Genomic DNA, 15,829 nt, shown 5'->3' with positions numbered 1-15,829 from the left:
ACCTCGGATCTTTTTTATTCTTGTGATTTTGTGCATCAGGGTTGACCGCGGCGCGGTCATTCGCGGGCAAGTCGGATCGCCGCACCGCTCGCTCCTACAGGGACACTGCATATCCGTAGGAGCGAGCGGAGCGGCGATCCGACTTGCCCGCGAAGCTTTTCAACGCTTAGTTGGTCGGAGCTCCCTGAACAATCCACGCGCCGATCAGGTCACGTTCCTGCTGGGTCATCTGGGTGATGTTGCCCAGTGGCATGATCTGGCTGGTGACGGCTTGTGCCTGGATGCGCGCCGCGTTCTGGCGGATCTGCTCGGGGGTGTCGAACATCACGCCGGCCGGTGCTGCACTGAACAGCGGGCTGGTCGGTTTGGCCGAGTGGCAGACCGAGCAACGTTCCTGGATTACGCTGTGCACCTTGTCGAAACTCGGGCCGGCGTTTGACGCCTGGACCGGTGCTTCGGCAGGTTTCGCGACTGCGGGTTTGGCCCCCCCGCCGACGGCGGTTTCCGGCAACGGCTGGTACTCGATGGTGCCAGGAGCCTTCGCCACTTCCGGTGCGCTCGGCATCTGCGCCGGGCCGGTGACGTAAGCCAGGCAGATCATGCCCACGGCAGCGACGGGCAGGGTCCAGGCAAACTTGTGGCTGTCATGACGGGTGTTGAAGTAGTGACGCACCAACACTGCCAGCACCGCGATCCCGGCCAGGATCAGCCAGTTGTACTGGCTGCCGTAGGTGCTCGGGAAGTGGTTGCTGATCATGATGAACAGCACCGGCAAGGTGAAGTAGTTGTTGTGCCGTGAACGCAGCAAGCCTTTGGCCGGCAGCGCCGGATCCGGCGTGCGGTTCTCGGCGATCGCCGCCACCAGTGCGCGTTGCGCCGGCATGATGATGCGGAACACGTTGCCGACCATGATGGTGCCGATGATCGCGCCGACGTGCAGATACGCACCACGACCGCTGAACACTTTGCTGAAGCCGTAGGCGGCGCCAATAATCAGCACGAACAGGATGAAACCGAGCAGGGCAGGGCGTTTGCCCAGCGCCGAGTCGCAGAGGAAGGAGTAGACGAACCAGCCGACGAACAACGAAGCGATGCCCAGGGCAACACCTTCAGGGCCGGTCAGGCTGCTGCCTGGTGCCAAGAGATATAGCGTCGGGTTGGAGTAGAACACCACGCACAGCAGCGCGATCCCCGACAGCCAGGTGAAGTAGGCCTCCCATTTGAACCAGTGCAGGTTGTCCGGCATGGTCGGTGGGGCCAGTTTGTATTTTTCCAGGTGATAGATACCGCCGCCGTGGATCGCCCACAAATCACCGGCCAGACCGCTTTTCGGGTTGACCCGGTTGAGGTTGTTCTCCAGCCAGACGAAGTAGAACGACGCACCGATCCAGGCCACGCCAGTAATCATGTGAACCCAGCGCACGCTCAGGTTCAGCCATTCCAACAGATGTGCTTCCACAGTCTTTACCTCTCGCCCGTCACTCTGTTGTCGAGTGATCGGACCTTCTCTTATTGGTGGGGGGCGAGGATCAAACGCTCATCCTCTTTGAAAAAATGCTCATCGCAGTTATTGCCTGTGCCACTGCGATCAACCACCAGGAAGTCATCCCGCTTTTCGATCGTCAGCACCGGATGGTGCCAAACGCCGCGATGGTAATTAATGCCCTGCCTGCCGTTGGTGACGAAGGCGCGGACCAAGCCTGATACAGGTTCATCGCCAAGTGGCGCGACCACGATCAGAAAGGGGTTGCCGAGCAGCGGAATGAAAGCCTGGCTGCCCAGCGGGTGACGCTCCAGCATGCAGACGGTCAACGGCATGTCCTGCGCGTCGGCGCGGAAAATGCTGATGATCGCCTTGTCCTCTGGCGTGGCGGTTTCCACCGTCGCCAGTTTGTGAAAGCGCATGGTCGAACCGTTGTTGATCATGAAGTGATCGCTGCCGTCGGTTTCGATCACGTCACCGAAAGGGGCGAAGGCTTCTTTGGTCAGCGGTTCAATCGTCAGTGTGCGCATGCTGTTTTTATCCGAATTCTGTGTTGTTGGTTCTGTTGCTATCGCCAGCAGGCTGGCTCCCACAGGGGAACGCATTCCAAATGTGGGAGCCAGCCTGCTGGCGATGGGTTTGCGCTTATTTAGCGACCTTGCCCAATACGCGCAGGCGACTCACGCCGCCGTCCGGGAACACGTTCAGGCGGATATGGGTGATCGGGCCCAGTGCCTTGATCTGCTCGGCGAAGGTGTGTTCGGCGTGCATTTCCAGTTTCTGCGCCGGCAGCAGTTCACGCCAGAACAGCGATTGGGTTTCGATCTGGCTGTCGGTGCCGCCCTTGACGAACGCGCCCTGGATCGAGCACGTGTCCGGGTAGTTGCCCTTGAAGTGCAGGGTGTCGACGATGACTTTTTCGATCTCGCCGGCATGACCCAGCGCGACGATCACCCAGTCATTGCCCGGCGTACGGCGACGTGCGGTTTCCCAGCCGTCGCCCATGTTGATGCCACGGCCCGGGTTGAGGATGTTGCTCATGCGGCCGAAGTGTTCGTCGGAGCAGGCGAGGGCGCGGCCACCGTTCAGGGCTGCGGCCAGGTCGACCTGCTCGTTGTCGCCGACAGCGGACCAGTCGCGGAACGGAATGCCGTACACACGCAGACGGGCCACGCCACCATCCGGATAGATGTTGAAGCGCAGGTGGCTGAAGGCCTGGTCGTTATTGATTTCGTGATAGTGATGGCTGTTGCCTTGGAGCTCGACGGCCGACAGTACTTCAGTCCACTGAGTGTTTTCGTCCGGTTCGCCCGAAGCGAGGAAGCAGGCTTCCAGGGAGGCCGACGGCGGGAAGTTGCCGGTGAAGAATGAAGTGTCGATGTCCACGCCTTTGATCGAGCCGGGCACGCCCAGGCGGATCACGGCGCTGTCGTAGCCTTCGAAGCGCTTGCGGCGCGACTCCCAGCCGTCCATCCACTTGCCGTTGTCATCGAACACGCCCTCCTTCCACACGGCCGGGGTCGGTTGGAACAGACGGTTGGCGTCTGCGAACCAGTCATCGGTGACCGAGATGATTTTGGTGCCCAGGCGGGCGTCGGCCAGGTTGACGAACTTCTCGAAAGGTACGGCGTAAGCTTTCATTCTTCTTGTCTGCCTTTAATTAGTTGGCTTGGGATGCTCTCAGGGCCCTGGGCGATGTATGCGTTCAGTGTCGCTCGGGCCAAGGTCGCTATAGGGTCAGTAATCGGAACAGGGCGATCTTGTTGATCTCCGCCAGCGCGCATTTGAATTCGGTATCTGCCGAGTTGTGAATGCGCGTTTCGAACGCCGCGAGGATCTGATGCCGGTTGCTGCCTTTTACCGCCATGATGAAGGGAAACTTGAACTTGGCCTTGTAGGCGTCGTTCAGCTCGGTGAAGCGCTGGAACTCTTCGGCCGTGCATTGGTGAATACCGGCGCCAGCCTGTTCATTGGTGCTGGCTTCGGTGAGTTGGCCCTGAACGGCAGCTTTGCCGGCCAGGTCCGGGTGAGCGTTGATCAGGGCCAGTTGGCTTTGCTGATCGGCGCTCAACAGGATGTCGCTCATGCGCTGGTGCAGGGTTTCGATCTCATCGATCGAGGCGTCCTGGCCCAGGTCGAAGGCCTTCTCGGCCACCCATGGCGAATGTTCGTAGATGTCGGCGAAAGCGGCGACGAATGCGTCGCGGCTCAGGGTCGAGGGTTTCAGTGTCTGGAACTGGCTCATTTTGCAGCCCCTTGGTACGGGTGGGTTTCGTGCCAGTGGCGAGCGATGTCGACGCGGCGGCTGAACCACACCTGTTCATGACTTTTAGCGTATTCGATAAAGCGCTTGAGCGAGGCCAGTCGGGCTGGACGGCCGATCAGGCGGCAGTGCAGACCGATCGAGAGCATTTTCGGCGCTTCGGCGCCTTCGGCGTACAGCACGTCGAACGCGTCTTTCAGGTATTCGAAGAAATCGTCGCCCTTGTTGAACCCCTGGACCTGGGTGAAGCGCATGTCGTTGGTGTCCAGGGTGTAGGGGATCACCAGGTGCGGCTTGCCGGTCGGGTTGTTCGGTTCCCAGTAGGGCAGGTCATCGTCGTAGGTGTCGCTGTCGTAGAGGAAACCGCCTTCTTCCATCACCAGGCGACGGGTGTTCGGGCCGGTGCGACCGGTGTACCAGCCCAGTGGGCGTTCGCCGGTGATTTCGGTGAGGACGCGGATCGCTTCGAGCATGTGCTCGCGTTCCTGCGCTTCGTCCATGTACTGGTAGTCGATCCAGCGGTAACCGTGGCTGCAGATTTCATGGCCGGCATCGACCATCGCACGGATCACGTCCGGGTGACGCTGGGCGGCCATGGCCACGGCGAAGATGGTCAGCGGAATGTCGAATTCCTTGAACAGTTTCAGAACCCGCCACACGCCGGCACGGCTGCCATACTCGTAAAGGGATTCCATGCTCATGTTGCGCTCGCCTTGCAGCGGCTGCGCCGAGACCATCTCCGACAGGAAGGCTTCGGATTCTTTATCGCCGTGCAGGATGTTGCGCTCGCCGCCTTCTTCGTAATTCAGGACGAAGGACAGGGCGATGCGGGCATTGCCCGGCCAGTGTGGGTGAGGAGGGTTACTGCCGTAACCGATCAGGTCGCGTGGGTAGTCAGCGCTCACTGCAGTCTTCCTTCTTGTTCGTTGACAGTTTGTGTGGCGTGCCTGCAAGTGGGAAGTCAGGCTGGCGTCACAGCGATGGACTGATTGTATACAACTTTATATCCACTTTGTAAGCCTGAATTTTCGCATTTTTCATCAACTGTCATCTTCACAGGTTATTGCAAGAAACCTGCCTGATTGGTCAGCTAATGGATGGAAGGTCCTCGGGTCGCATGGTTTACCCGCGGATTCGCTGGCAAATCCGGAATGGCGGTAGTCAGGCGAAAAATGTCGTTTTTATTGTGTACAATTTTTATGAAAAGTGTCTTAATCAGTCGCTCGCCGCAGCTTTTCGTGCTCCGAATCGGTGCGGTCTCCTTTTCAACTGACTTCAGGAGGCGCGAGGTCTGACTGCTCCACGCAGGCAGGCGCGCAGAATCAATGGGACGTTTGACTACACACGTTTTGGACGCTGCACACGGTTGCCCGGGCAGCTCGATCAAGGTCGAGCTGTACCGCGTTGAGGGCTCGCAACTGGAATTGGTCGCCAGCGCGATCACCAACAGCGACGGCCGTGTCGATGCTCCGTTACTGCAGGGCGATGACTACCGCACCGGGGTCTATCAGGTTCAGTTTCATGCGGGCGATTACTACCGCGCCCGTGGCGTTCAGTTGCCTACGCCTGCGTTCCTGGATGTGGTGGTGCTGCGTTTCGGCATCTCTGCGGAGCAGGATCACTATCACGTGCCGCTGCTGATTTCGCCCTACAGCTATTCCACGTACCGCGGCAGCTGATCCCCCAAGCAGCTGTCTCCTCCGAGAAGCGACTGCGCATATAGCTTCTTTGGTCTTTCGCCCGCTCACACTGCGGGCTTTTTTTTGCCTGTAGAAAAAATCTCGCAGCCTCCTTGCACTCGACAGCTCCTACATGGAAACGCATTCCTCTTGTAGGAGCTGTCGAGTGCAAGGAGGCTGCGAGCTTTTGGTCTTTAACGGCTCAACAGCGACGCAGCCCCTGCACCACTGAACAACCCCGCACTCACCCGGTTGAACCAGCTCTGCCCCTTGCCACTGCGCAGATACCGCGCCGCACCATGCGCACCGAGCCCGTAAGCCAATTTGCACAGCAGATCCAGCACGGTCCAGGTCGCGATCATTACCAGCAACTGCGGAAGGAACGGTTGCTCGGCGCTCAAGAACTGCGGCAGGAAAGCGGCAAAGAACAGAATGTCTTTCGGATTACTGGCACCCAACATGAACGCGCGCCCGAACAGGGCACGGAAGCGTGGAACCGGCGCAGCCTGAGGCACTTCAGCGCCGACCGATGGCAGGCGCGACTGCTGCCAGCTCTGCCAGGCGAGGTAGAACAGGTACAACGCACCGACGATTTTCAGCGCGCTGAACAGCTGTTCCGACGCCAGCAACAACGCACCCAACCCTAGTGCCGACGCACTGAGCAAACAGATCGAAGCAAACACGCCACCCAGAAACGCCGGGTAAGAACGACGCAAGCCGTAATTCAGACTGTTGCTGATCATCAGCAAAGACAGGGGCCCCGGGATCAGGATCACCACCAGCGCAGCGCCGCTGAACAGCAGCCAGGTTTCCAGACTCATCACTTTCCTCCATTTGCACAAAAGCCTCACCCGACGGGGTGAGGCTGTTTTGAACCACTGTTTTTGAATCGTGTACGGCTTACAAGAAAATGAACTTGGCAATGAAGATCGCGCAAAGCACCCACAGACTGACGGAAATGTCCTTGTACTTGCCGGTGCCGGCCTTCAGCGCCACATAGGTGATGAAGCCCAGCGCAATTCCGTCGGCGACCGAGAAGGTCAGCGGCATCATGATCGCGGTGACGATCGCCGGAATGCTGTCGGTCGCTTCGTCCCATTCAATGTGCGCCATGCCACCCATCATCAGCATTGCTACATAAATCAGCGCGCCGGCGGTGGCATAGGCAGGGATCATGCCAGCCAGCGGGGCGAAAAACATGGCTGCAATAAATAGCACACCTACGGTCACTGCGGTAAGACCAGTCCGACCACCCGCGGCGACGCCCGCGGCACTTTCCACATAGCTTGTTACCGGAGGAACACCCACTACCGCCCCGAATACGCTGGAGGCGCTATCGGCTTTCATGGCACGGGAAAGGTTTTCAATCCGGCCGTCCGCATTCACCAGGTTGGCGCGCTGGGCGACGCCCATCAGGGTGCCGGCGGTGTCGAACATGTGCACGAAGAGGAAGGCCAGCACCACGCTGATCATGCTGACGTTGAACACGCCGGCGACGTTCATGGCCATCCAGGTCGGTGCCAGGCTCGGCGGTGCCGACATGATCCCTTCGTAATGCACCAGGCCCAGGCCCCAACCGGCCAGCGTCACGGTGATGATGCTGATGAGGATCGCACCGAACACCTTGTGGTAGCTGAGCACGGCGATCATCAGGAAGCAGATGGCGGCCAGCAGCGGTCCAGGTTCGCGCAACGAGCCAAGCTTGATCAGGGTGGCCGGGCTATCGACGACGATACCGGCGGTTTTCAAGCCGATCAGCCCGAGAAATAAACCGACCCCCGCGCCCATCGCAAAGCGCAGGCTCACCGGAATGCTGTTGAGCAGCCATTCACGGATCTTGGAAAAGGTCAGGATCATGAACAACACCCCGGAAACAAACACCGCGCCAAGGGCGGTCTCCCAGTTGTAGCCCATGGTGCCGACCACGGTGTAGGTGAAGAAGGCGTTCAAGCCCATCCCCGGCGCCAGGCCGACCGGCCAGTTGGCGTACAGGCCCATCAGCAGGCAGCCCAGCGCGGCGGCGATACAGGTGGCTACGAACGCGGCGCCGTGATCGATCCCGGCGTCAGCCATGATGTTGGGGTTGACGAAGATGATGTAAGCCATGGTGATAAAGGTTGTCAGACCGGCAATCAGCTCGGTCTTCACCGTGGTGCCGTGCAAGCTGAGTTTGAAGATGCGCTCCAGCCAGCCATTGCGTAATGGCGGCGAGAGTTCGAGCGTCGGGGCTTCGGATTTGCGGCTTTCCACAGCGAGTACTCCTCAAGAGTTTTATTGTTATTTCCAGGGCCGGACCCATGAGGGTGGCAGCGGCCCTTTGAGGCATTCGCGAATTTGTTGACCTGTTGGTCAGGAACTCGCACGCAGTGGATTATGCTTTTGTATACAAATAATGCAAATAATGTTTTTGATTTTGTAGACGAAAAGTTCGCTGATAGGGATATATGGGCTTCGAGGGCCTCATCGCCAGCAGGCTGGCTCCCACAGGTTCTGTGTAAACCACAGATCACTGTGGGAGCAGCCTGCTGGCGATGGGGGCAGAACAGTCAATCAACAACAGCCTGACTTTTCCCAAGAGCCAGATTCACCGCCAACCACCCATTCACCGCCACCTCCCCAGCCTCGGCGAACACCCGCTCCAGCAATTTCACTTGCTCGCGCCTCAACGACTGCTCAAACCGTGCGCCATCCCCGGTCAGTTGCAGCAACCGTTTACGCTTGTCGGTCTCGGACGCAACGCTGTCCACCAGATGCATTTCCACCAACTGCCGCAACGGAATGTTCAACGCCTGCTTGCTCACACCCAACAACGCCAGCAATTCCTTGACGCTCAGGTTCGGGTAGCGGGCGATGAAAAACACGATGCGTTGATGCACCCGGCTCAAGCCGCGACGCTCGAGCATTTCGTCGGCCTTGGCGGTAAACGCCTGGTAGCCGAAGAAAAACGCTTCCATGGCCTGCTGTTGGGAGATTGGATTTTTAAGGTCAAGCATGTTGACGTATCCGTTCGGGTTATCGTAATTTCGGTCAACCAGTTTGACTTATTTTCCTCTGGCCTCGCTACCGGTGACCCCCATGGCTTTTTCCGAACGTGTCTCGCGCCTTAAAAGTTCTCTGATCCGTGAAATCCTTGCCGCAGCCCAACGGCCGGAAGTGATGTCGTTCGCCGGCGGCCTGCCGGCCGAAGCCATGTTGCCAGCCGTCGAATGGGCCGACATGCCGCTGTCCATGGGCCAATACGGCATGAGCGAAGGCGAGCCAGCGCTGCGTGAAGCGTTGGCGGCGCAGGCGCGAGCATTGGGCGTGCCGTGTGAGGCCAGCCAGGTGCTGGTGGTCAGCGGTTCCCAGCAGACCCTCGATCTGGCGGCCAAGCTCTACATCGACAAAGGCACCGAGATCCTGCTTGAAGCGCCGACATACCTGGCCGCGTTGCAGATCTTCCAACTGTTCGGTGCCGACTGCATCACCGTGCCATTGGAGGCCGATGGTCCGAATCTGGTGGAACTGCGCGCGCGCCTGGAAAAGCACCACCCTGCGTTCATCTACTTGATCCCGACCTTTCAGAACCCATCGGCGGTGCGCTACAGCGAAGCCAAGCGCGACGCCGTGGCAGCCTTGCTGGATGAGTTCGGTGTCACCCTGATCGAAGACGAGCCGTACCGCGAGCTGACATTCGACGGCGGCAGTGCCACGCCGATCGTCAGTCGTTTGAAAAAGACCAGCTGGATCTACACCGGCACCGTGTCGAAAACCCTGTTGCCGGGGTTGCGCGTCGGTTACCTGATTGCCAGTCCTGACCTGTTTCCGCACCTGCTGAAGCTCAAGCAATCCGCCGATTTGCACACCAATCGCGTTGGCCAGTGGCAAGCGCTGCAATGGATCGGTACAGAGAAATTCCAGCAGCACCTGAGTGAGTTGCGGGACTTCTACCGGGTTCGGCGGGACGCGTTTCAGTCGGCGCTGGAAACCCATTTCTCTGATCTGGCCGATTGGGACGTGCCGCAGGGCGGGCTGTTTTTCTGGCTGACATTGAAGCAACCGCTGGATACGCGGACGTTGCTCAAGGCAGCGTTGGTCGCGGATGTGGCGTTCATGCCGGGTGAGCCGTTTTTTCCCGAGCCGGATAACCATCCGGGGCATCTACGGCTGAACTTCAGCCATATCGATCCGGCGCGGCTGGATGAAGGGCTGCAGCGATTGGCGGCGGTGGTGCGTCAGGCGCAGGCGGCGAACGCAGCTTGAGGGGAGGGTAGAAACAAATAAACCGGCCATTGGGCCGGTTTATATTTGTCTGGATTTTGTGGCGTCCATAAGGACACCGCCAAAACCTCAGGCTGCCGCAAACCGCTTATCCAGATAATCAATGATCACCTTGGATTCATACATCCAGGTGGTCTGGCCATTCTCTTCAATGCGCAGGCACGGCACCTTGATCTTGCCACCCTGTTCCAGCAGGGCCTGGCGATCCTGCTCGTTGTTCTTCGCATCACGCAGCGCCACTGGCACGTTCAAGCGACGCAAGGTGCGGCGGGTTTTCACGCAGAACGGACAGGCGTGGAACTGATACAGGGTCAGGCTTTTGGCGGCCGTTTCGATCTGGGCCTGAGCAGCAGCGGGGCGCTGCTTCTTGCCGGGGCGGGTGATGAAATCGATGAAGATGATCAGTTGGCCAAGGCCGACACGAAGCGCTTTTACGAACACGGTATAAGCCTCACGGGGCGAAAGAAGGCGCGCAGCTTACCTGATTTTTCACAGACGAAAAAAAACCGGCGATGAATGCCGGTTTTCCTTGTGTTGCCAATTATTTGATCAGGCTGAGAAACTCGCTGCGGGTAGCCGCGTTTTCGCGGAACTCACCCAACATCACCGAAGTGATCATCGACGAATTCTGCTTCTCCACACCGCGCATCATCATGCACATGTGCTTGGCCTCGATCACCACCGCAACGCCCAGGGCGCCGGTGACTTGCTGGACCGCATCGGCGATCTGGCGGCTGAGGTTTTCCTGGATCTGCAGACGGCGGGCGTACATATCGACGATCCGCGCGACTTTCGACAGCCCCAGCACCTTGCCGCTCGGGATGTAGGCAACGTGGGCCTTGCCGATGAACGGCAGCAGGTGGTGTTCGCACAACGAGTACAGCTCGATGTCTTTCACCAGCACCATTTCGCTGTTGTCAGAGCTGAACAAGGCACCGTTGGTGACTTCTTCGAGTGTCTGTTCATAGCCGCGGCAGAGGTACTGCATGGCTTTGGCGGCACGCTTGGGCGTGTCGAGCAGGCCCTCGCGGGAGACGTCCTCGCCCAATTGGCCGAGAATCGCGGTGTAATTCTGTTCCAGTGTCACAGAGGCTGATTCCATAAGGGTTTCAGAGGGGTACTGTTTCTGTCTGTACCAATTGTGTGCCAATCAAGCTCTTTTCAGGCTTCCCGGGTTCACTCCAATCGCTGCTGGAGTTGCTCCATCGGGGGCAGGTCGATAGCAATATCTGAACGCCAAGACCGAGTTGAGTGGCAATAAACGCAGGGTTCATCCCCGACATGGGGCACATGGTAGCGTATGTGTGACGGCAGTTGTATTGCCAGCGGGCGCGAAGCCCAAAATCGGTCATTGCGGTCCGTAGGTGTTTTGGCCGGTCACGCGGGCCTGTCGGATTTTATCCGCATCCCGCTACAACCTGTCGCCAGGCTGCAGCAGTGATGATTCCCTGAACCTTGTTTTGCTCATCTGGCCGAGCAGGTGGTATCAGGCGTGGGTGATCGACAGGTCGCTGATGATGCAGACAGAACCGTCTAGCGGGTCAGTGGTGTCGGAGTAATCGATCTGGTTATACACGCCGCCGTGAAAGGCGAGAGTTTTCGTGTCCCAGGTGTTGTCCAGACGCATGATCGCGGACGTGGATTTGACCCCGTTACAGCTAGCCGATACAGAAACGGCGCCACTCGAGTTGGCGTGAATGTTGATTTTGAAAAGTGCGCCGAGCGGTACGTTCTCCAACACCGTCGAGTTGACCGGATCGTCCTGGAGGTAGCTTGATCGGAAACCCATGGTGATTTTTCCTTTGTTCCAGAACACCTTTACCGGAGGTCGTTCTGAACCCTTCACATGAATCTGGCCAATCACGACTTTCTGCAGCGAGTTGACTTTGGTCAGTCGCATTTCCTGGCGGTTCCAGTGGTCCGCCGCGCTGGAGAACAGCCAGTAACCTGGCTCCTTCCACTCACAGCGAGTTCGATGCGTGCTCTTGCTCGAGGCTCCAAGTGTCGGCGCCGTCATCTGCAGCGAACCATCATCAAGCATCGAGATGACGTCGGGGCATTCGATCAGCGCGCGCCAGCCGATGAGCTCAAGTGCAATCGGGTTGGTGTCGGAGATTGGCAGCGGGGTAGCGATGGTGAAGTTGCTGATGTCTACAGTCATGGTTTTTGCCTCAGTCCATTGATGTCGCTTTTGGCTCTGGTGAGCCTTGTGTTTGATGCAGGCCTACATCCCACTGCCCACTCAGTGAATGGGCAGAAGTGATAGTTGGCAGCCTCCGATCGATTTCCCGTTGGCATGAAAACAAATATAGGCTTTCCCATATTCCAAGTAAACGGGTATTCCCTTATTTTATTCCGTGCCTATATTTCAGGTGCAAAAAAAGCCCGCACTTGGCGGGCTACTTGTTGGCGTCGATTTGCCGTGTTGAGTGTGATGGCACTGAACGTCACGCATCACCGCAATCCGGTTCACCGCGAATACATTGCCCACCAAAAGACATGGCCCAGGATCGCAATCTGCTGTTCCTGGATCTCGGCGAAGGTGTAGTCCTCGTCCGGATGCTCGTCACGGTTGAAGCTGCGCAGGCGGATGCCGGTGGGCAGTCGGTAGACTTGTTTCACGCGCAGTTGGCCGTTGTGGTTGATCGCATACATGTCGCCGTCGACGATGTCGCCCAATGAGTTCTTACCGATGTTCATGCCAACGGTGGCGCCGTCGCGCAGAACCGGGAGCATGCTGTTCCCGCTCACCACCACGCACTTGGCGTTGTCGAACTGCACGTTATTGTGACGCAGGTCTTTCTTGAAGAAGCGCAGCCTGGTGCTGTCGTTCTCTGCGATCACGAAACGGCCTGAACCAGCCGCCAGCTCGACTTCACGCAGGAAGGGGACATACACCTCATCGTCATCCAGGGGGGTGTTGTCGTCCCAAGGCTCGATGTCTGACATCGAAATGCCTGGAGGGGGGCGATTCAACGGAGCGGCATCGGACACGCCTTTAAGCATGTCACCGACACCTTCAGCCAGCCACATTGGTGAAACGCCACACACTGACGCGATCTGGGCAACAAAGGCTGTTGCCTTTGATTTTCCGCGCTCGAGGTCGGAGATTGAGGTTTGCGTCAGCCCTGCGCGCTCGGCCAGCTCGGTCTGATTGAGCCTGGCGTGTTGGCGGGCTGTTTTGAGTCTGTCTTTGAATTCCATCTGCGAAGTATTACGGGAGCTCCCATATCATTGCAAGCCGGGATCCCTGTACTGAGTGGTCAGCGTAAGCCAAGCCAGCGTGGCGCAACGACTTTACTCGTCGCGACCTTCCATCATCGTTCGTTTAAGCATCACATAAACCGCTCCGGCGCCGCCGTGTCTGGCCTGGCACGAGGTGAAGCCGAGCACTTGTGAATGCTGGCGCAGCCAGGTGTTGACGTGGCTTTTGATCATTGGCCGCTTGCCGTCCAGGCGCACGGCTTTGCCATGGGTGACGCGCACGCAGCGGATTTCGAATTTGGTCGCTTCGGCCAGGAACGCCCAGAGGGTTTCCCGGGCTTTCTCCACACTCATGCCGTGCAGGTCGAGGCTGCCTTCGAACGGGATCTGCCCGATCTTGAGCTTGCGCATCTGGCTTTCCTGAACGCCGTCGCGCGCCCACATCAGCTCGTCTTCCGGGCCCACGTCGATCACGAACTGATCGGACAGACCGTCAACGGTGGTGGCGTCTGTGCGCACGGTGGCAGCCTGGCGCAGCTTGGCGATCTGCGCGCGGTCAGCCTTGGGTTTGCCGGTTTCGGCGCGGTCGTGCTTGATCGGCTTGACGCCTTGGATCGCGCTTTTGAACAGGGAAAAATCGTCGTCTTGCATGTCAGCCTCCGCGAAGGGCGGCCAGTTTACCCAAGTCGAGACACGATCGATAACAATTGGGGCCCGAAGCGGGCCGAGCCATCAATTCAGTCGTGTTTTTTCATCAAATGCGGGGACATGTTCAGCTCTCGCGACTGGCGCGCGCGGCGACGGCAACGCCGCCACAGCCAGACGCCCAGGTAGAGCAGGAACAGACCGACCGCCAGAATGATTGCCGAGCCCAACGGGCTGGCGTTCAGTTCGCCGAGTGCCGGCGGGCGCCCCAGCAGGCTGGCGGCGCCGGCCATCGCCAGCAACACACCGCAGGTCGCCAGCAAGGCAGCAAAGGCTGCGCCGAATCGAAAACGCCAGTTGCTTTGGCCTTTGGGCCGCAAGCGGCGTGCGTCAAAACCATCGGATAACTTCATTCCGACCTTCCTCAATGGGTATCGGCCCTTCGACCGGGAGTTGACCGGGATGTTCCTGAGGCTATGACATTTACAGCTAATGAGAGGCTTTTGCGGATGAGCGGCGGCATGAACCGCTCATCAAGCGTCGATCAGATCAGATCTTGGGTCAGGGCAAGGGTGGCGAAGTTATCCGCCATGATCGCCATTTCGGTCTGCTGAACGTGGTCTGCGCTCAACACGCCGCCCTTGTAAGGCAAATCGCGGGTTGCGCAGGCGTCTTCAACCAAGGTGCAACGAAAGCCCAGGTTTTTCGCGGCGCGCACAGTGGTGCTGACGCTGGAATGACTCATGAAACCACACACGATCAGGTCCAGCGAACCCAGGTTCTGCAAGCGCTCCAGCAGCTCGGTGCCGTGAAACGCACTCGGCAGCAGTTTGCCGATGATGGTTTCGTCGGCCTGTGGTTCCAGGCCCGGGATGAACTCACCGCGTTCGCCTTGCGGGTCGAACAACCCGCCGACGGTGCCGAGGTGGCGTACATGCACGATGGGCCGGCCGGCTGCGCGGGCAGCGCTCACCAGTTGCTTGATGTTCGCGACGGCAGCATCCATGCCGACCAGGGCCAGGGGGCCGCTGAGGTATTCTTTCTGGGCATCGATGATGACAAGGGTCGCGTGACCCAGTTTGGCTGCTGCGTAACCGCGGCCGCTGAGTTGAAACATCGTTTGTGGAACGGACATTCTGGGGCTCCTTCGGGTGGGGCTTTTGCGACATTGTCCTCTGGCTGAGCGCTTCTGTGAATCGCTTCCATCGCAGGGGCCGTCGTTGCTGGCCCGCAGCGTTGTCAAGATACTCGTTTTGTTCAATAGCAAACGCGAAAAATGGAAGTGTCCTGCCTCTGAGCCGATGTTTTTCCTGCGTCGTCGTGGCGCGTTTTGGCTGGTAGAATCGCCAGTCGTTTTTTCTGGAGTTTGCCCCCGTGATCACTTCCCGTCTTCGTACCCTGCGCGACCATATCCGTTGGGCCGTCAGCCACTTCCATGGGGAGGATCTGTTTTTCGGCCATGGGACCGACAACGCCTGGGACGAAGCCCGTCAACTGGTGTTGGGCGCGTTACACCTGCCGTGGGAAATTGCTGACAGTTACCTCGACTGCAACCTCGAAGAGGACGAGATCGTCAAACTGCAGCGCATGCTCAAGCGCCGTATCGAGGAACGCATCCCGACTGCTTACCTGCTGGGCGAGGCCTGGTTCTGCGGCATGTCGTTCATTGTCGACGAGCGTGTGTTGGTCCCGCGTTCACCGATTGGCGAGCTGATCGAAAAGCGTTTCGAACCGTGGCTCGGCGCCGAACCTGCGCGGATTCTCGACCTGTGCACCGGCTCCGGTTGCATCGGTATCGCGTGTGCCTATGAGTTCCAGAACGCCGAAGTGGTGCTGGCCGACCTGTCGTTCGAAGCGCTGGAAGTGGCCAACAAGAACATCGAGCGTCATGGCGCCGATGAGCGGGTATACACGGTTCAGGGCGATGGTTTCGACGGTTTGCCGGGGCAGCGCTTTGACTTGATCGTGTCGAATCCGCCTTACGTCGATGCCGAGGATTTCGCCGACATGCCGCAGGAGTATCAGCACGAGCCCGAGCTGGGCCTGGCCTGTGGCGACGATGGTTTGAACCTGGTGCGCCGCATGCTCGCCGAAGCGGCGGATCACCTGACCGAGAAGGGCTTGCTGATTGTCGAAGTGGGCAATAGCCAGGTTCACGTCGAGGCGCTATACCCGGAGGTCGACTTCGCCTGGCTCGATTTCGAGCGCGGCGGTCATGGCGTGTTCATGTTGACGGCGCAGCAGTGCCGCGATCATCAGGCGTTGTTCGCTTCCCGCGTTTAATCGTCTGAAGCT

General features: G+C 58.8%; 18 protein-coding genes. 3 read left to right on the top strand and 15 right to left on the bottom strand.

Translation table 11 applies throughout. The features are described 5' to 3' along the window. Positions 1-166: 166 nt before the first annotated feature. The 5 genes from ACM1ZW_RS29770 to puuE form a co-directional block, all read right to left on the bottom strand. On the bottom strand, positions 167-1,459 hold the full coding sequence (locus ACM1ZW_RS29770; RefSeq protein ID WP_414880087.1) for a urate hydroxylase PuuD: 1,293 nt from the start codon (positions 1,457-1,459) through the stop codon (positions 167-169). Between the two features lie 50 nt (positions 1,460-1,509). Beyond that, positions 1,510-2,013, bottom strand: a complete 504-nt coding sequence (locus ACM1ZW_RS29765; RefSeq protein ID WP_007898831.1) for an ureidoglycolate lyase — start codon at positions 2,011-2,013, stop codon at positions 1,510-1,512. A gap of 115 nt (positions 2,014-2,128) precedes the next feature. Next, entirely contained in the window at positions 2,129-3,124 is a 996-nt protein-coding gene (gene alc / locus ACM1ZW_RS29760; RefSeq protein WP_017339775.1) for an allantoicase, read from the bottom strand. A gap of 88 nt (positions 3,125-3,212) precedes the next feature. Further along, positions 3,213-3,728: a 2-oxo-4-hydroxy-4-carboxy-5-ureidoimidazoline decarboxylase gene (gene uraD, locus ACM1ZW_RS29755; RefSeq protein WP_017339774.1), complete on the bottom strand. Its 516-nt coding sequence runs from the start codon at positions 3,726-3,728 to the stop codon at positions 3,213-3,215. Next, positions 3,725-4,651 (bottom strand): allantoinase PuuE, encoded by a 927-nt coding sequence (puuE, locus tag ACM1ZW_RS29750; protein ID WP_017339773.1) that lies wholly within the window; start codon positions 4,649-4,651, stop codon positions 3,725-3,727. The genes uraD and puuE overlap by 4 nt, the downstream gene beginning before the upstream one ends. 420 nt (positions 4,652-5,071) lie before the next feature. On the opposite strand from puuE, the gene uraH reads away from it, so the two are divergent. Beyond that, complete coding sequence (gene uraH / locus ACM1ZW_RS29745; protein ID WP_017339772.1) at positions 5,072-5,425, top strand: hydroxyisourate hydrolase; 354 nt, start codon at positions 5,072-5,074, stop codon at positions 5,423-5,425. 194 nt (positions 5,426-5,619) lie between these two features. Here the strand turns inward: uraH and ACM1ZW_RS29740 are convergent, their stop codons facing one another. The 3 genes from ACM1ZW_RS29740 to ACM1ZW_RS29730 all read right to left on the bottom strand — a co-directional run bounded on the left by ACM1ZW_RS29740 (position 5,620) and on the right by ACM1ZW_RS29730 (position 8,418). Continuing rightward, the gene (locus tag ACM1ZW_RS29740) at positions 5,620-6,246 is read right to left on the bottom strand and encodes a LysE family translocator (RefSeq protein ID WP_017339771.1); all 627 of its coding nucleotides are present in this window, start codon (positions 6,244-6,246) and stop codon (positions 5,620-5,622) included. A 79-nt stretch (positions 6,247-6,325) separates the two neighbouring features. Next, positions 6,326-7,675 carry an NCS2 family permease gene (locus tag ACM1ZW_RS29735; RefSeq protein WP_416739906.1) on the bottom strand — a complete coding sequence of 450 codons (1,350 nt, stop codon included), beginning with the start codon at positions 7,673-7,675 and terminating at the stop codon, positions 6,326-6,328. A 296-nt stretch (positions 7,676-7,971) separates the two neighbouring features. Continuing rightward, positions 7,972-8,418 (bottom strand): MarR family winged helix-turn-helix transcriptional regulator, encoded by a 447-nt coding sequence (locus ACM1ZW_RS29730; protein WP_017339769.1) that lies wholly within the window; start codon positions 8,416-8,418, stop codon positions 7,972-7,974. 82 nt (positions 8,419-8,500) lie between these two features. On the opposite strand from ACM1ZW_RS29730, the gene ACM1ZW_RS29725 reads away from it, so the two are divergent. Next, a complete protein-coding gene (locus ACM1ZW_RS29725; RefSeq protein ID WP_416739905.1) occupies positions 8,501-9,667 on the top strand; it encodes a PLP-dependent aminotransferase family protein in 1,167 nt (388 codons plus the stop codon). Positions 9,668-9,754: 87 nt separating this feature from the next. Here the strand turns inward: ACM1ZW_RS29725 and ACM1ZW_RS29720 are convergent, their stop codons facing one another. The 7 genes from ACM1ZW_RS29720 to ACM1ZW_RS29690 all read right to left on the bottom strand — a co-directional run bounded on the left by ACM1ZW_RS29720 (position 9,755) and on the right by ACM1ZW_RS29690 (position 14,669). Then, complete coding sequence (locus ACM1ZW_RS29720) at positions 9,755-10,126, bottom strand: glutathione S-transferase N-terminal domain-containing protein (protein WP_017339767.1); 372 nt, start codon at positions 10,124-10,126, stop codon at positions 9,755-9,757. 100 nt (positions 10,127-10,226) lie between these two features. Continuing rightward, entirely contained in the window at positions 10,227-10,772 is a 546-nt protein-coding gene (folE, locus tag ACM1ZW_RS29715; protein ID WP_010456659.1) for a GTP cyclohydrolase I FolE, read from the bottom strand. A 399-nt stretch (positions 10,773-11,171) separates the two neighbouring features. After that, complete coding sequence (locus ACM1ZW_RS29710; RefSeq protein WP_084323848.1) at positions 11,172-11,846, bottom strand: polysaccharide lyase family 7 protein; 675 nt, start codon at positions 11,844-11,846, stop codon at positions 11,172-11,174. Between the two features lie 308 nt (positions 11,847-12,154). Continuing rightward, positions 12,155-12,889 carry an XRE family transcriptional regulator gene (locus ACM1ZW_RS29705; protein WP_017339765.1) on the bottom strand — a complete coding sequence of 245 codons (735 nt, stop codon included), beginning with the start codon at positions 12,887-12,889 and terminating at the stop codon, positions 12,155-12,157. Between the two features lie 93 nt (positions 12,890-12,982). Further along, positions 12,983-13,540: a Smr/MutS family protein gene (locus tag ACM1ZW_RS29700; RefSeq protein ID WP_017339764.1), complete on the bottom strand. Its 558-nt coding sequence runs from the start codon at positions 13,538-13,540 to the stop codon at positions 12,983-12,985. Positions 13,541-13,626: 86 nt separating this feature from the next. Continuing rightward, the gene (locus ACM1ZW_RS29695) at positions 13,627-13,947 is read right to left on the bottom strand and encodes a hypothetical protein (RefSeq protein ID WP_017339763.1); all 321 of its coding nucleotides are present in this window, start codon (positions 13,945-13,947) and stop codon (positions 13,627-13,629) included. A 131-nt stretch (positions 13,948-14,078) separates the two neighbouring features. Then, positions 14,079-14,669, bottom strand: a complete 591-nt coding sequence (locus tag ACM1ZW_RS29690) for a cysteine hydrolase family protein (RefSeq protein WP_017339762.1) — start codon at positions 14,667-14,669, stop codon at positions 14,079-14,081. A gap of 239 nt (positions 14,670-14,908) precedes the next feature. On the opposite strand from ACM1ZW_RS29690, the gene prmB reads away from it, so the two are divergent. Next, entirely contained in the window at positions 14,909-15,817 is a 909-nt protein-coding gene (gene prmB / locus ACM1ZW_RS29685) for a 50S ribosomal protein L3 N(5)-glutamine methyltransferase (RefSeq protein ID WP_017339761.1), read from the top strand. The last annotated feature ends 12 nt before the right edge of the window (positions 15,818-15,829 follow it).

This window comes from Pseudomonas sp. NFX71 (assembly GCF_048079215.1).
Classification (GTDB): domain Bacteria; phylum Pseudomonadota; class Gammaproteobacteria; order Pseudomonadales; family Pseudomonadaceae; genus Aquipseudomonas; species Aquipseudomonas fluorescens_B.
Note: the sequence above shows the minus strand (reverse complement) of the source record. Positions and strands in the feature narration are given on the sequence as shown.

Excerpts from the sequence above, each read along its gene's own strand:
- ACM1ZW_RS29765 (WP_007898831.1), bottom strand. The coding sequence starts at position 2,013 with ATGCGCACACTGACGATTGAACCGCTGACCAAAGAAGCCTTCGCCCCT.
- alc (WP_017339775.1), bottom strand. The coding sequence starts at position 3,124 with ATGAAAGCTTACGCCGTACCTTTCGAGAAGTTCGTCAACCTGGCCGAC.
- uraD (WP_017339774.1), bottom strand. The coding sequence starts at position 3,728 with ATGAGCCAGTTCCAGACACTGAAACCCTCGACCCTGAGCCGCGACGCA.
- uraH (WP_017339772.1), top strand. The coding sequence starts at position 5,072 with ATGGGACGTTTGACTACACACGTTTTGGACGCTGCACACGGTTGCCCG.
- ACM1ZW_RS29740 (WP_017339771.1), bottom strand. The coding sequence starts at position 6,246 with ATGAGTCTGGAAACCTGGCTGCTGTTCAGCGGCGCTGCGCTGGTGGTG.
- ACM1ZW_RS29730 (WP_017339769.1), bottom strand. The coding sequence starts at position 8,418 with ATGCTTGACCTTAAAAATCCAATCTCCCAACAGCAGGCCATGGAAGCG.
- ACM1ZW_RS29725 (WP_416739905.1), top strand. The coding sequence starts at position 8,501 with ATGGCTTTTTCCGAACGTGTCTCGCGCCTTAAAAGTTCTCTGATCCGT.
- ACM1ZW_RS29710 (WP_084323848.1), bottom strand. The coding sequence starts at position 11,846 with ATGACTGTAGACATCAGCAACTTCACCATCGCTACCCCGCTGCCAATC.
- ACM1ZW_RS29705 (WP_017339765.1), bottom strand. The coding sequence starts at position 12,889 with ATGGAATTCAAAGACAGACTCAAAACAGCCCGCCAACACGCCAGGCTC.
- ACM1ZW_RS29700 (WP_017339764.1), bottom strand. The coding sequence starts at position 13,540 with ATGCAAGACGACGATTTTTCCCTGTTCAAAAGCGCGATCCAAGGCGTC.
- ACM1ZW_RS29695 (WP_017339763.1), bottom strand. The coding sequence starts at position 13,947 with ATGAAGTTATCCGATGGTTTTGACGCACGCCGCTTGCGGCCCAAAGGC.
- ACM1ZW_RS29690 (WP_017339762.1), bottom strand. The coding sequence starts at position 14,669 with ATGTCCGTTCCACAAACGATGTTTCAACTCAGCGGCCGCGGTTACGCA.